General features: G+C 44.3%; 15 protein-coding genes. 1 reads left to right on the forward strand and 14 read right to left on the reverse strand.

The features are described 5' to 3' along the window. Nucleotides 1-106: 106 nt before the first annotated feature. The 8 genes from J3U64_RS03395 to J3U64_RS03430 form a co-directional block, all read right to left on the reverse strand. Entirely contained in the window at nucleotides 107-664 is a 558-nt protein-coding gene (locus J3U64_RS03395; RefSeq protein WP_267408275.1) for a HupE/UreJ family protein, read from the reverse strand. A gap of 23 nt (nucleotides 665-687) precedes the next feature. Beyond that, entirely contained in the window at nucleotides 688-1,407 is a 720-nt protein-coding gene (locus J3U64_RS03400; protein WP_267408276.1) for an urease accessory protein UreF, read from the reverse strand. Between the two features lie 11 nt (nucleotides 1,408-1,418). Continuing rightward, a complete protein-coding gene (gene ureE / locus J3U64_RS03405) occupies nucleotides 1,419-1,940 on the reverse strand; it encodes an urease accessory protein UreE (RefSeq protein WP_267408277.1) in 522 nt (173 codons plus the stop codon). A 300-nt stretch (nucleotides 1,941-2,240) separates the two neighbouring features. Then, nucleotides 2,241-3,962 (reverse strand): urease subunit alpha, encoded by a 1,722-nt coding sequence (gene ureC, locus J3U64_RS03410; RefSeq protein ID WP_267408278.1) that lies wholly within the window; start codon nucleotides 3,960-3,962, stop codon nucleotides 2,241-2,243. An 82-nt stretch (nucleotides 3,963-4,044) separates the two neighbouring features. Next, a complete protein-coding gene (gene ureB, locus J3U64_RS03415; RefSeq protein WP_267408279.1) occupies nucleotides 4,045-4,359 on the reverse strand; it encodes an urease subunit beta in 315 nt (104 codons plus the stop codon). Nucleotides 4,360-4,449: 90 nt separating this feature from the next. After that, nucleotides 4,450-4,752, reverse strand: a complete 303-nt coding sequence (ureA, locus tag J3U64_RS03420; protein ID WP_100156253.1) for an urease subunit gamma — start codon at nucleotides 4,750-4,752, stop codon at nucleotides 4,450-4,452. A 227-nt stretch (nucleotides 4,753-4,979) separates the two neighbouring features. Continuing rightward, entirely contained in the window at nucleotides 4,980-6,770 is a 1,791-nt protein-coding gene (locus J3U64_RS03425) for a 2-isopropylmalate synthase (RefSeq protein ID WP_267408280.1), read from the reverse strand. 242 nt (nucleotides 6,771-7,012) lie between these two features. Then, complete coding sequence (locus tag J3U64_RS03430; protein WP_267408281.1) at nucleotides 7,013-7,438, reverse strand: hypothetical protein; 426 nt, start codon at nucleotides 7,436-7,438, stop codon at nucleotides 7,013-7,015. A 32-nt stretch (nucleotides 7,439-7,470) separates the two neighbouring features. Here J3U64_RS03430 and J3U64_RS03435 point away from each other — a divergent pair, with 32 nt between their 5' ends. Then, entirely contained in the window at nucleotides 7,471-8,115 is a 645-nt protein-coding gene (locus J3U64_RS03435; RefSeq protein WP_267408282.1) for a 4'-phosphopantetheinyl transferase family protein, read from the forward strand. Here J3U64_RS03435 and J3U64_RS03440 read toward each other — a convergent pair. The 6 genes from J3U64_RS03440 to J3U64_RS03465 are packed head-to-tail and all read right to left on the reverse strand — an operon-like array spanning nucleotide 8,099 to nucleotide 13,397. Next, on the reverse strand, nucleotides 8,099-9,325 hold the full coding sequence (locus J3U64_RS03440) for a beta-ketoacyl-ACP synthase (protein WP_267408283.1): 1,227 nt from the start codon (nucleotides 9,323-9,325) through the stop codon (nucleotides 8,099-8,101). The two genes, J3U64_RS03435 and J3U64_RS03440, sit on opposite strands and share 17 nt — an antisense overlap. Beyond that, complete coding sequence (gene fabG, locus J3U64_RS03445; RefSeq protein ID WP_267391408.1) at nucleotides 9,319-10,053, reverse strand: 3-oxoacyl-ACP reductase FabG; 735 nt, start codon at nucleotides 10,051-10,053, stop codon at nucleotides 9,319-9,321. Before fabG ends, J3U64_RS03440 begins: the two co-directional genes overlap by 7 nt. After that, nucleotides 10,046-10,516, reverse strand: coding sequence for a thioester dehydrase (locus J3U64_RS03450; RefSeq protein ID WP_267391409.1), 471 nt, complete (start codon nucleotides 10,514-10,516; stop codon nucleotides 10,046-10,048). Before J3U64_RS03450 ends, fabG begins: the two co-directional genes overlap by 8 nt. Beyond that, nucleotides 10,497-11,717: a beta-ketoacyl-ACP synthase gene (locus J3U64_RS03455; RefSeq protein ID WP_267408284.1), complete on the reverse strand. Its 1,221-nt coding sequence runs from the start codon at nucleotides 11,715-11,717 to the stop codon at nucleotides 10,497-10,499. Before J3U64_RS03455 ends, J3U64_RS03450 begins: the two co-directional genes overlap by 20 nt. After that, complete coding sequence (locus J3U64_RS03460) at nucleotides 11,710-12,150, reverse strand: hypothetical protein (protein WP_267391413.1); 441 nt, start codon at nucleotides 12,148-12,150, stop codon at nucleotides 11,710-11,712. Before J3U64_RS03460 ends, J3U64_RS03455 begins: the two co-directional genes overlap by 8 nt. Then, complete coding sequence (locus J3U64_RS03465; RefSeq protein WP_100139696.1) at nucleotides 12,144-13,397, reverse strand: NAD(P)/FAD-dependent oxidoreductase; 1,254 nt, start codon at nucleotides 13,395-13,397, stop codon at nucleotides 12,144-12,146. Before J3U64_RS03465 ends, J3U64_RS03460 begins: the two co-directional genes overlap by 7 nt. Nucleotide 13,398: the final 1 nt, after the last annotated feature.

A 13,398-nucleotide genomic window follows, 5' to 3' on the forward strand; every position in this document is an offset into this window, starting at 1 on the left:
CTTATTTGTATTTATTTTGTGAACAATGTTTTTAGACTCTTAAACTCATGTGGACATACAGAAAGGCAAATCAGCCTTTTCTGTCTGCACGGAGAGTTAATAGCGATCAGGCTGTAAACAGCATCCCAAAGCCAACCAGACCAATCAAGCTGCCGGTGAGTCGTAATAACCATTGTTGTTTGCCTAAGGCCGTACCCAATCCAAAACCGGCGACGTGCAACGCTGCGGTAACAATAACAAAACCACATGCATAGCTGAATGTGCCATGAGCACCCATTTCAGCACCATGTGCTACGCCGTGAAACAGAGCAAACAATCCGACCAAAACCATGGCTGCTGAAGCCGGTACTTTTTTAAGCCACGCTGCAGCAAGGCCCAGTACCAGTACCGAAGCGGCTATTCCCTGCTCCAGCATCGGTATCTGCATACCATGTGCACCAAGTATAAAACCAACTATCATCACACCAACGAATGTTGATGGTATTAGCCAGCGTGCTTTTCCGCGGAAAGTAGCAGCCCACAAACCCACGGCCAGCATTGCCAGCAAATGGTCCCAGCCACTGAGCGGGTGCAATGCACCCGCCTGCCAGCCTTCAGTAATATGCCCGGGGTGAGCAAAAGCCAGTACCGGACTTAATAATAACAAGGTAAATATTTTTTTCATAATTTTCTCCATTAAAGATGAATCTAACTCATATATAAACGAGTATATAATCGTTCATGCTGCATGGCTCTGATATCTGTGGCCAGTGTTGTCGCACCTAATTGCTTTATAGAAGGCTGCATGCTAGCAGCAACGGTTTCAGCAATCTTTTCATGCAATTCAATTAACATTTCCTGCCCCGCCATCTGGCTAAGTGGAATCAATTTCACCCCATTAGTAATCAGGCCCACTACAGCGTTGTAATAAAATGCCTGTAGGGTAGCCGCTTTATCTAAATGCATTGCAGCCGCCAGCAGACCAAATACCAGTGGATAAAATCCCCGTACCTGCTGTGACAACAGTGCATCCTGAAAGGATCTCACTATGGCTGTCTGGCAATGCGGTGCAAAAATTTTAAGCAGGCGTATGCCGAGTTTGTAGCTGCTCTCACGCAGTTCACGAGCCACTTTGGCAGCACCTATCTGTTTATCTAGCTGTATCAGAGCTGGCAGATTATTGTCTTTGCTGGAATGATAGGCCAATGATACATAGGCACCATCATTGTGTATCCAGTTTTGCTGCAATTGGGTACAAACAAATTCTTTCAGGGTAGCCGCATTATGTACTGCGCCGTGCTGGACAAAGGTTTCAAGCCCGCCGGAGTGGTTAAAGCCTCCAATTGGCAGCGTAGGATCAGCCAGTTGCAGCAATAAACCTGCACGGGTTAAAGCGTGAATATCAAGCTGGCTTCCAAAGTTGCTCATAGATGCAAACATTAATGATGGTGGTGTTCTGCAAAATCATGGCTGTGGCTATGCGTGTGACTACCGCCCACACCTGGTGCAGAATTGGCACGCAATTGTTCACTCAACCGCCTTTGCTGGCGTGTAGGCGCAAAACCAGCTGCTTGCAACCATTCAAACAATGGTTTATCAAATGGCAACAGTAATTCATTTCCGTCTAAAAATAATGGGGTATGTTTGTTCCCGATTTCATAGCAGGCACGTGCCATTTCCGCTAGGGTCTGTGGTGCCAGAACTATCACTTCACTAGGCTCAATCTGCACTACGATAGCCAGTTGCTTATCCAGATACACCACATCATCATGATGCAGACGTTGTCCTTCCTTCAGCAGGCGAAAAGCAATTTCTCGCCCGTCATTGGTGGTGGTGCGGATAATGCGGCGGTCTGCTTCAAACCATTGCAGGCAGACGGTATCGACTTTCTGGGTTGTTATCTGCTGCTGTTGTTTAAGCGTTTGCAGATTGCCGATAATGGTTTGGATGATGAGATTCATTTTGATTTTTGATGATTTTAAGTAACAATAAGAGAATATAATAAAAATTATGAAAAATATTTAATTTCAAACAGATTAATATAAAAACATTTGACTCGAATCACAAAGATTTTTTTTCGTCATATTAAATTCAATCCAACATTTTCAATACAAAGAAAATTTATTTCAAAAACATAAAGTTAATTTTACTATCTGAATAAACAAATTTTATGCATTGAGACAAATGGTATGAATTTTTTGTCCTAAATTTTAACACCATTAAAAATAAAAAAATTGATTTCATTCCATTCTTAATCATCCTCAAAACAGAAAATACCGCTGCGCCAAAGCTACTTTTTTAGCTGGCTCACAGGTAATATGCTCACCATTCACGCGTACTTCATATGTTTCCGGATTCACGGTAATTACCGGCATGGCATGATTATGAATCATGTCTTTTTTACCGATATTACGGCAATTGCGCACGGGAAGAGTTTGTTTATGCAAATCATACCGGCTACGGATATCGTTATCTACTCCAGCCTGTGAAACAAATAATACGGCAGTATCTTGCACAGCCCGCCCCAGTGCACCAAACATAGGACGATAGATTACCGGCTGAGGAGTCGGGATAGAGGCATTCGGGTCACCCATACGGGCGTAGCTGATGGTGCCACCTTTGATGATAATTTCAGGTTTGACGCCAAAAAAAGCTGGTTTCCATAAAACCAAATCGGCGATTTTGCCGGCTTCGATTGAACCGACATAATCGTTGATGCCTTGAGCAATGGCAGGATTAATGGTGTATTTGGCTAAATAGCGCTTGATACGGAAATTATCATTGTTGCCGGTTTCTTCTGGCAACGAGCCACGCTGCTGTTTCATTTTGTCGGCAGTTTGCCATGTGCGTACGATAACTTCCGCTACCCTGCCCATCGCCTGTGAATCCGAACTCATAATTGAGAATACACCCATATCATGCAGAATATCTTCCGCAGCAATTGTTTCCGGTCTAATGCGTGAATCGGCAAAGGCCACATCTTCAGCCACACTTTTATCCAGATGATGACACACCATCAGCATATCCAGATGCTCGTCGATGGTATTCACGGTAAACGGGCGTGTGGGATTGGTAGACGCTGGTAAAACATTCGGATACATAGCAGCTTTGATGATATCCGGTGCATGGCCGCCGCCTGCGCCCTCTGTGTGAAAGGTATGGATTACTCTGCCATCAATAGCACGCATGGTATCTTCCAGAAATCCGCCTTCATTCAGAGTATCGGTGTGGATAGCTACCTGCACATCCATTTCATCCGCAATTTTTAAGGAAGCATCGATAACAGCCGCGGTGGCACCCCAATCTTCGTGAATTTTCAACCCCAGCGCACCGGCGGCTATCTGTTCACGTAAAGGCTCGAGGCTGGCGCAATTGCCTTTACCAAAAAAGCCCAGATTGACTGGTGCCTGTTCTGCCGCCTGTAACATTTTTTGTATATGCCACGCACCTGGTGTGACTGTGGTGGCATTGGTGCCGTCTGCTGGCCCTGTCCCTCCACCAATCATGGTGGTGATGCCGGATTCAATGGCATGGGTAATCTGCTGCGGTGAAATAAAGTGGATATGGGTATCTATTCCCCCGGCTGTGGCTATCAGATTGGCACCATTATGGACTTCGGTGGCCGCACCGATAATCATGTTTGGTGTCACACCATCCATAGTATCGGGATTACCTGCCTGCCCAACGCCCACAATTTTACCATCACGAATACCGATATCAGCTTTGACGATTCCCCAGTAATCCATTATCAGTACATTGGTAATTACCATATCCAACACATTCTGGTTGCTGCGTGTGGCAGTAGCAGACTGCGCCATACCATCCCGAATGGACTTTCCACCGCCAAATTTGCCCTCTTCTCCATAAGTAAGTAAATCGCGTTCTACTTCGGCAAACAATTCAGTATCACCCAAACGCACTTTATCGCCTACGGTAGGCCCATAGGTAGCAACATATTGCTGACGGGAAATTTTCAGGCTCATGGCAGATTCTCGATTTAATTCACTGGTAGAAATGTTTAGTGGTGACTTAGTTTGGTTCTGTCTGGTATCTGGATACAAATAATTATTGATTGTTTAGACTGCCATTAATGGCATTATGGAATCCAAATATATTTTTCAAACCACCATATTCGGTTAATTCTATGGTTTTTACTTCACCAGGCTCGAAACGTACAGCATTACCAGAAGGCACATTCAGGCGCATGCCGCGCGTTTGTTCTCGTTCAAATTCCAGTGCCGCATTGGTTTCATAAAAATGATAATGTGAGCCCACTTGTATGGGACGGTCGCCACGGTTCACTACGGTAATGGTAAGGGTACGGCGATTCTGATTGGCGATAATATCGTCTGCGGCCAGCACATATTCTCCGGGAATCATACATTTCTCCTGATCAGACGTTGTACGAATATTTTGTTCGCATGCAGTTGCTATTTAGCAGGGCGTAACCTGCAATGTTTGAATTCTGTATCAGCGAATGGGCTGGTGCACGGTCACCAGTTTGGTACCATCCGGAAAAGTTGCTTCAATCTGTACTTCATTTACCATTTCAGCCACACCTTCCATCACGTCAGCACTGGTTAATAATGTCGCACCATATTGCATTAATTCTGCTACGCTCATGCCGTCACGTGCTGCCTCCTGTAGCTGGCTGCTGATGTAGGCTATGGCTTCGGGATAATTCAGCAGTACACCGCGAGCACGGCGTTTGGCAGCCAGTTCGCCGGCCAGAAACAGCATTAGTTTTTCCTGTTCACGACTGGTTAAATGCATGGTTTGTTTTCCTGTGTAAATATCTGAACGTTATTTACATTGCGCTATAAACTAAGATAGTTTTATTTACAATTGATAATAAACTTAAAGTAGTGTTTCTGTATATAGGTAGCTGAATGTTTCGGTGAAATTGATAAACCCGTATAAACATATGCTTATACGGGCTTAACACTGCTGAAAACTGGATTTATTTAATATAAACAGCCCAATATAAAGAACAATGCAAGTTAAATCACTCCCTGAGCTTTTACTCTTGGCTGGCTTTCCAGTTTATTAAGGGCTGACAGATAGGCTTTGGCACTGGCAACAATAATATCGGTATCAGCACCCTGCCCGCTAACCAGATGGCCTTCACGCGACAACCGTACTGTTACTTCGCCCTGACTTTCGGTACCCGCTGTAATGGCGTTTACCGAATACAGCTGCAAATCAGCTGTACTACCCGCTTCTGATTCAATAGCTTTGAAGACAGCATCAACCGGACCAGAACCATGGCTGCTGGCGCGTTTTTCGTTTCCGTCCACATTAAAGACGATTTCAGCTACCGGCTCTTCACCGGTTTCACTATGAATACTCAGTGAAACGTATTTGTAACGATCAGGCGCGCGGCTGACTAACTCATCTGATACCAGTGCATGCAAGTCCTCATCGAAAATTTCGCGTTTTTTATCCGCCAGCTCTTTAAAGCGGGCAAAAGCCGCATTTAAAGCTTCTTCACTATCCAGTTCAATACCCAGCTCTTGCAATTTGGTACGGAAAGCATTGCGACCGGAGAGTTTGCCTAGTGTCAGACGGTTGGTACTCCAACCTACTGATTCAGCAGACATAATTTCATATGTTTCACGGCATTTCAGCACGCCATCCTGATGGATACCGGATTCATGTGCAAAAGCATTGGCACCAACTATGGCTTTATTCGGCTGCACCGGATAACCGGTTACAGTAGACACCATTTTCGAGGTTGGTACTATCTGCGTGGTGTCGATATTGGTTTCCAAGCCAAAAACATCATGGCGGGTTTTCAATGCCATTACCACTTCTTCAAGGCTGGCATTGCCGGCACGCTCACCCAATCCATTAATGGTACATTCTACCTGTCTAGCACCGCCAATCACCGCTGCTAGTGAATTACCCACAGCGAGTCCGAGATCATTATGGCAGTGTGCCGACCAAATTACTTTATCGCTACCCGGTGTTTTCTGAATCAATTCACGGAAAAAGGCTTCTGTCTGAAATGGGATGGCATAGCCCACGGTATCAGGGATATTAATGGTGGTGGCACCTGCTTCAATCACTGCCTGACAGATTTCTGCTAGAAAATTAATATCGCTACGCAATGCATCTTCGCAAGAGAATTCCACATCATCCGTATATTCGCGCGCGATTTTAACGGCTTTGACTGCGGTTTCTTTCACCTGCTGCGGTTTCATCCGCAGTTTATGCTCCATATGCAGGGGGCTGGTGGCGATAAAAGTATGAATTCGTTTCTTCCTGGCTGGTGCGATTGCTTCGCCAGCCTTACGTACATCGCGTTCATTTGCACGGGATAATGAGCACACTGTGGCATTCTGGATAATTTCAGCAATGGTGTGAATAGCATCAAAATCCCCTGGGCTGGCTGCCGCAAATCCGGCTTCAATTACGTCCACACCCAGCTTCTCCAATTGGCGTGCAATGCGAATTTTTTCTTCCTTCGTCATAGCCGCTCCCGGCGACTGTTCTCCATCACGCAGAGTGGTATCAAATATAATGACTCGATTATTAATACTGGTCATTCTTGGTCTCTCCAAGGTAGTGTTATTGTGTTGCATAAATGCATTGATATCGAGCGGCTTGTTTTGTTTCTCAGCCATCAGAATAATTTTTTGCAGTTGATTCAGTGGTAAGGAACCACGCTTACGCCATTTGTAGATGGCTGCAGCAGAGGCTGCGCTATCAGGATAATGCTGTTTCAGAGCTTCAGCTAAAGCATTTACGCCACCAAAATAGGCAATTAAGCGGTCTATATTCAATTGCATAACTGACCTTTTGTCCAATTTACTTTTTTCATCATGCTACAATTATTCTATTACGCTAATATACGTAAAATTGGACAAAAAAACAAGTTTATTTTATTCAAAGATATTATTGAAATTATTTTTTAGACATTTTGTACATATCAGAATAATGGTTTTATTTATTATAAAAAAAAGCACCATAAACCGTCGTATTAGCCAAAATTAATTGGATATGACGACGGTTTTTCTAACTGCAAGAGCTTTTATTTAGCCAAATCCCCTTTCAACGCAACACCTGCAATTACGCCACCAGCATGGCATTCGTATTCATTTGTACTGGCCATACTGTTTTTCTTATAATAGCTGACAATATTCGTTACTTTAGTGGCATGATTAGATGATGCCTGTTCCTGCAACTGTTTTACAGCAGCCAGAAATGCCCATTGACATGCTGCTTCATCTGATTTACCAACGCTGCTGGTTTTTCTATTAGTCACCAATCCAGCCTGCACAACCCGCCCTGAGCTTTTGGCAAAATATAGTTGCACATTTGGATTAAGTACTTTTACTGCTTCAGGCGAATTGAGTGCTTCCTGAATCGGAAGCAGTAGTTTGTCATCACGCGCATGAGCTGCAGTTACACACGCCATAAATGCAATCATTATGATGGTACGGGAAAACTTCTTCATTCATTACTCCTTTAATTGTTAAAAAATACTACATGATGAACATAGACTGCGTGATTCTGCTTGCCTCTGCTGATGTATGCGGGCTTTATAGCAATCAGAAACTGGACAACACAGACAGAAAGCGTTTGCATCAACATCCTGAATTAGAACAGCGTACAGACTGGCAATCGAGCCGTTTTTTAAAACAACAGCTTGCTGATCCATACAGCATTTATTCACTGACCCATAAAAAAGGCCATGCTGGTTTGATTGCCACTTCAACTACTCTAGATGCAATCGGAATTGACATTGAATACGCTCAAAAGCGCAATTTTCTTGAACTGGCACAATTTTTCTGTACAGAAAATGAACAAGCGTGGCTGGTACAACAGGCCGATTTAAGCACGGCTTTTTATCAGTTATGGACACTCAAAGAAGCTTTCATCAAAGTCAGCCGTGGACAATTGGCTGACATGCACCGCTGGTGCTTGGTACCACAAGGTTATAATGCTATACATATACCGGCACACAATCCTCCTGTGAAAGCCTATAGCTGCGTGATTGATAAAAACTGGCATATCAGCGTTATTTACCCCTCTTCCTTCTCTATATCCCCACAGTGCTGTACTTCTGCCTTCGGCCACTGGCAAAACTGTCAATTTAACTGGCATCAGTGGCCAATTAATCCAGACGTCTGAATACTAGAGACGAATTCACCCCGCCAAAAGCAAAGTTATTATTCATTACAAATTCGGTATGGATCGTACGCGCAGTGTTTACAATATAGTCCAGGTCGCCACAGCGACTATCCACTTGATTTAGATTCAGTGTGGGCGCAAACCAACCTTCATTCATCATCTGAACCGAAAACCAAGATTCCAATGCTCCGCATGCACCCAGCGTATGTCCCAGATAGCTTTTTTGAGAACTAATGGGCACTTGTCCGAAAACATCTTGAGTGGCAAGTGTTTCGGCAATATCGCCTTGCTCCGTAGCTGTACCATGTCCATTTACATAACCAACTTCAGCTGCGTCCAATTGCGCATCTTCTAGTGCCATCTCCATACAACGACGCATGGTCATACGTTCAGGACGAGTAATGTGTGAACCATCACTGGTACAGCCAAATCCGACTATTTCAGCATAAATTTTAGCACCGCGTGCTTTAGCCATTTCATATTCTTCCAGAACAAGAATACCGGCTCCTTCACCGATCACCAGTCCGTCTCGGCTGGCATCATAAGGACATGGTGACAATTCAGGAGTCTCATTGCGCAAACTGGTGGCAAAAAGTGAATCAAATACAAAAGCTTCAGAAACACATAATTCTTCCCCTCCTCCGGCTAACATCATGTCAATCTTGCCATATTTAATGGCTTCATAGGCATAACCAATTGCCTGATTACCGGAAGCACACGCGCTGGAAGTTGGAATCACCCGTCCGGTTAGACCAAAGAAAATAGACAAATTAGCAGCAGTGGTATGCGGCATGATGCGCACATAAGTGTTGGCGTTAAAATTTGCCGAACTGCCATTGAGAACCAGTTCACTGATATCCCTTATGTCCTGTGGACTACCTGTAGAAGAGCCACAGGCTACACCCATGCGCCCATCTTTAATGGATTCATCACCAAGCAGTCCGGCTTCAGCAAGTGCATCTTCTGCTGCCTGAGTGCACATCTGCGCGACTTTACCCATGCTACGTAGCTGCTTGCGCGTCCAATGTACCGGCGGTTGATAGTTCAAAATCGGAGCTGCTAGTCGGGTATTCAAATCTTTATAACGCTCCCAGTTGTCCATATGGACTACTTTATTTTTATAGGCAAGCAATCCAGCTTTTATTGCTGGCCAGTTATTACCTAGAGCGCTGACTCCCCCCATACCTGTAATGACAACACGTCTCAACATAATCCTCCGTTTACAGACAATACTTGCCGTGTGATGTATCCGGCCTGTTCGGAAACTAGAAAAGCTACCGCATGCGCAACTTCTTCTACCTGTCCCATACGTTGCATCGGAATGGCTTTAACAATCTCATCAACAGGTACATGCTCATCAATCATTTCGGTTTCAATCAAGCCGGGAGCCACGCAATTAACGGTAATCTTTCGTTTCGCCAGTTCTACGGCCAATGCTTTGGCTGCACCGATGAGACCCGCTTTAGATGCGCTATAATTTACCTGCCCACGGTTACCGGTAATACCCGAAACTGAAGCCACACAAACAATACGTCCAGCTTTACGCCTGCGTATCATCGGCATCATCACTGGATGCAGTACATTAAAGAATCCATCCAAATTAGTATTCAGCACCTGATCCCAATCTTCATTACTTAGAGCTGGAAAAGCATTATCACGGGTGATTCCTGCATTCAAAACCACGCCATAATATGCACCATGCTCTTCTATGTCAGCCTGCAATATTTCCTTGCATGCCTCTCGCTCACTGATATCAAAAGTGAGGATACGGCTGCGACCGCCAAGTGCAGCTATTTCAGCTGCTACGGATTCAGCAGAATCACGCCTTTTGCGACAGTGAAGTACTATATCCCAACCTGCCTGAGCTAATGTGAGGGCAATGCCTTTGCCGATACCGCGTGCGGAACCAGTCACCAAAATAGTTTTATCGTTATTCATCATCATGCGTTATTATGTTTTCAGTAGGGCTGTAAACGTTCAGTGCCGCTTCAGCCAATAACATTGTTGGCTTTCGATTTTCCTCACACAACCAAAGCTGGCTGTCAAAAACACCAAAACCATTTGCATCCTGCAAAGATGCCTGTATTTTTATCTGCAATATTGCTGGAACGGGCAACGCAGAAAAATAAAGCTGTAGCTTTCTGGTTCCGAGCAAAAAACCTAACCGCACCGGTTCACCAGCATCACGTGATAATACTCCAGCCCAAGCAGCCACTCCTTGTGCCATGATCTCCATGGCCGCCCACGAAGGTAAGCAACCTTCAGATACCAGTATCTGTTCTGGTTTTACACAAGCATATGCTGTCAGACTATGAGCATCATAGGATACTATTTCATCCAATAACACCATTTTGCCACTATGAGGCAGCAGAGAAGCCACTTCATAAATCGGGGTTTGCATTATTACTCCCTATAATCAAAGCAGTATTATTGCCACCAAACGCAAATGAAGTGCTTATAGCAATGCGCGGACTTTCAATATCGAACGTTTCTGAATAATGGGTCAGATGAATAGGAGCCAGCGCAGGATCAATTTTTGTCTTTGCCCGATGCGGTGGTAATAAACCAGCCTTATTGGTTTGACGGCTGATTATCGTCCACAAGAATGCTGCTTCCAGCGCTCCAGCTGCACCCAGCGTATGGCCAGTTAAAGCTTTAGTTGATGCACAGGATACTTCAGCACCCAGTTCGTGATGAATTGCCAGTGCCTCCATAGCATCATTATGGATGGTTCCAGTACCATGCAGATTAACCCATCCAATAGAACCGGCTTTTAATTGTGCTTTTTCTAAAGCCTGTTGTATTACTTTTCTGGCACCTGCGGCATCCGGTCTCGGGCTCGACATATGATAGGCATCACTACAAGAACCATAACCGAGTAATGGCAAACCTTTGTCTGCATCAAGTGTCATAATAAAAACAGCAGCACCTTCTCCAATATTGATGCCATCACGCTCAGCAGTAAATGGCTGACATTGTCCTGAGGATAAAACCTGTAAAGCATGGAAACCATTAATGGTCAGTGCCGACAAAGTATCTACACCGCCACAAATTACGGCATCACATAATCCCATACGCAACAATCGTGCGGCACTAATTAAGGCTCTTGCTCCAGATGTACAAGCTGTTGAAATACCATAATGAACATTGCGTAACTGATAGATATGTGCAACAAAATCTGCGGGAGAAGACATCAACTGCAAGCTCTGTTTATAACCACTGTTCAGCCAGTCTTGTCTGATAAATCCATACTCCATCGCAGAACGGTTTTCATCTCCGCCTGTGGTGGATGTACCTAGAACAACCGCTACTCGATCAGCTCCATATTCTGCTATTGCAGCCTGTATCTTATCCTCAATTTGAAACAGTGCATGCCACAACAACTGATTATTCCGACTGCGAAAATCTGAACTCAAATCAGTCGGAAAAGGTCTTAACGGGGAACTAAAGGCACCAAATAGATAAGATTGTCCATTTACCCAACTATCACTTGGTGTCAAATAATTATCTTTTTTACCCAGCAAAGCTATGATATGTTCATGCACCCCGCATCCCAGCGAACTGACCATTGCCGGCTGACTTAGAAAAACCGGCCTATTCATCAGCTAACTCTCTGATTTGCCAATGCTGGTTCTTCCAACTGATATCTGCAACAGTATCCCCTTTACCGGTAACAATCTTGACATCATTCAATACAGAGGGTACCGGCCAGTGATGCTGCTGTCCAAGATAGGCATAGACCACAGAAAATAATTGTCGGGCGCCGGGGTTTGGTGGCATAAAACCATCATTACGCCATTTACCATTTTGCAATATCTGTCTTGAAATCGGCGCCCCCAGACTATCCACCTGTACAAAACGCCATTGCTGTCTTCCCAACGGCTCAATTAACAGCAGACTGTTATTTCCATTTACATCAATAATTTGCATACTTAGCGTGTGTTTTAATTCGGGGAGTACATTAATTACCGGTACACTGTGGCAGGCATTCAGAACCACCATAAGCAACACGCAAATAAAAATATTCTTCAGCATGATTTAGCAGGACCGCATATTTCAGCCAGTACATCCAGCCGACGTTCTGAATTAGTGACAAAAGGATTATTTTCATCCCATGCATATCCTGCAAGAATAGAACTAATCATGCGCCTGATTTCAGGATTATTGTGCTCTGCATAGATGACATCCTGAAATTTTGTACTATACCAGCCATTAACATAGGTTTTAAATGCATTGATACCTACTTGTAATTTATCGGCATATTCCTGCTGCCAATTCACCGCCTCACCCGAAAATTGTCGGTGCAATACATCCGCCGCTAACTTGGCTGAATGCATGGCAATGGTTACCCCAGATGAAAAGACTGGATCGAGAAACTCAGAGGCATTGCCCAGCAAGGCAAAGTGCTCACCATACAAACTTTTAACATTTGCAGAATAATTGCGCAGAGTTCGAAAAGGGACTTCATTATCCCATTGAGCATTACTCAGAATACGTTTAAGCATTGGTACTTCACTAACAAACTTCTTAAGAATTGCCTTTGCCCCCTCACAACCATAATTATTCAAGCACTCCGGTTGACCTACCACACCAACCGATGTGCGATTATTGCTAAAGGGAATAAACCATATCCATACATCACGCAAAACAGGATGAGTACATATCAGAATTTTATTGCGATCAAATGTGGGGTCAGTCACATTGTCATCAATATGAGTAAAATAAGCCATACGCTCTGGTAACGAAGAGGGATACTCGAGATTTAATAGTTTCGCTAAGACCCGACCATAGCCACTGGCATCCAGTACAAATTGTGCCTCAATCTGGTAAGCTTTATCTTGTGGATCGGACACCGAAAGCACAGCAGCCTGCCGGTTAAATTCGATTGATTCAACACTATGCTCGAAACGCACTTCTACTCCCTGCTTTTGCGCCTCACTAATTAGAATATGGTCAAAACGGGCACGGGTTACCTGAAAGGTTGTTCCTGGGCCCGGTGAAAACTTATCGGTAAAATCGATAGTCGTATAGCGATTACCCCAACTAAAGGCAGCACCGTTTTTAAATTGAAAACCATCAGAAATACCTGCTTTTATAGCCTCAAGCATCCCTGCCTCTTCGATGAATTCCATACAGTGCGGCAACAGGCTTTCTCCAATTACAAAACGCGGAAAAACCTGCTTTTCCAGCACACAGACCCGATACCCTTTTTTATTTAATAGAGCACTGGCAATGGCACCTGCCGGCCCTGCACCGATAATCACCACATCAAACTGACTCATA

Origin of the sequence: Snodgrassella sp. B3800 (assembly GCF_026535865.1) — a bacterium.
Classification (GTDB): domain Bacteria; phylum Pseudomonadota; class Gammaproteobacteria; order Burkholderiales; family Neisseriaceae; genus Snodgrassella; species Snodgrassella alvi_E.

Excerpts from the sequence above, each read along its gene's own strand:
- J3U64_RS03460 (WP_267391413.1), bottom strand. The coding sequence starts at position 12,150 with ATGCTGAAGAATATTTTTATTTGCGTGTTGCTTATGGTGGTTCTGAAT.
- J3U64_RS03440 (WP_267408283.1), bottom strand. The coding sequence starts at position 9,325 with ATGTTGAGACGTGTTGTCATTACAGGTATGGGGGGAGTCAGCGCTCTA.
- ureC (WP_267408278.1), bottom strand. The coding sequence starts at position 3,962 with ATGAGCCTGAAAATTTCCCGTCAGCAATATGTTGCTACCTATGGGCCT.
- J3U64_RS03430 (WP_267408281.1), bottom strand. The coding sequence starts at position 7,438 with ATGAAGAAGTTTTCCCGTACCATCATAATGATTGCATTTATGGCGTGT.
- J3U64_RS03425 (WP_267408280.1), bottom strand. The coding sequence starts at position 6,770 with ATGCAATTGAATATAGACCGCTTAATTGCCTATTTTGGTGGCGTAAAT.
- J3U64_RS03455 (WP_267408284.1), bottom strand. The coding sequence starts at position 11,717 with ATGAATAGGCCGGTTTTTCTAAGTCAGCCGGCAATGGTCAGTTCGCTG.
- ureE (WP_267408277.1), bottom strand. The coding sequence starts at position 1,940 with ATGAATCTCATCATCCAAACCATTATCGGCAATCTGCAAACGCTTAAA.
- J3U64_RS03435 (WP_267408282.1), top strand. The coding sequence starts at position 7,471 with ATGATGAACATAGACTGCGTGATTCTGCTTGCCTCTGCTGATGTATGC.
- fabG (WP_267391408.1), bottom strand. The coding sequence starts at position 10,053 with ATGAATAACGATAAAACTATTTTGGTGACTGGTTCCGCACGCGGTATC.
- ureA (WP_100156253.1), bottom strand. The coding sequence starts at position 4,752 with ATGCATTTAACCAGTCGTGAACAGGAAAAACTAATGCTGTTTCTGGCC.
- J3U64_RS03465 (WP_100139696.1), bottom strand. The coding sequence starts at position 13,397 with ATGAGTCAGTTTGATGTGGTGATTATCGGTGCAGGGCCGGCAGGTGCC.
- J3U64_RS03400 (WP_267408276.1), bottom strand. The coding sequence starts at position 1,407 with ATGAGCAACTTTGGAAGCCAGCTTGATATTCACGCTTTAACCCGTGCA.
- ureB (WP_267408279.1), bottom strand. The coding sequence starts at position 4,359 with ATGATTCCCGGAGAATATGTGCTGGCCGCAGACGATATTATCGCCAAT.
- J3U64_RS03395 (WP_267408275.1), bottom strand. The coding sequence starts at position 664 with ATGAAAAAAATATTTACCTTGTTATTATTAAGTCCGGTACTGGCTTTT.
- J3U64_RS03450 (WP_267391409.1), bottom strand. The coding sequence starts at position 10,516 with ATGCAAACCCCGATTTATGAAGTGGCTTCTCTGCTGCCTCATAGTGGC.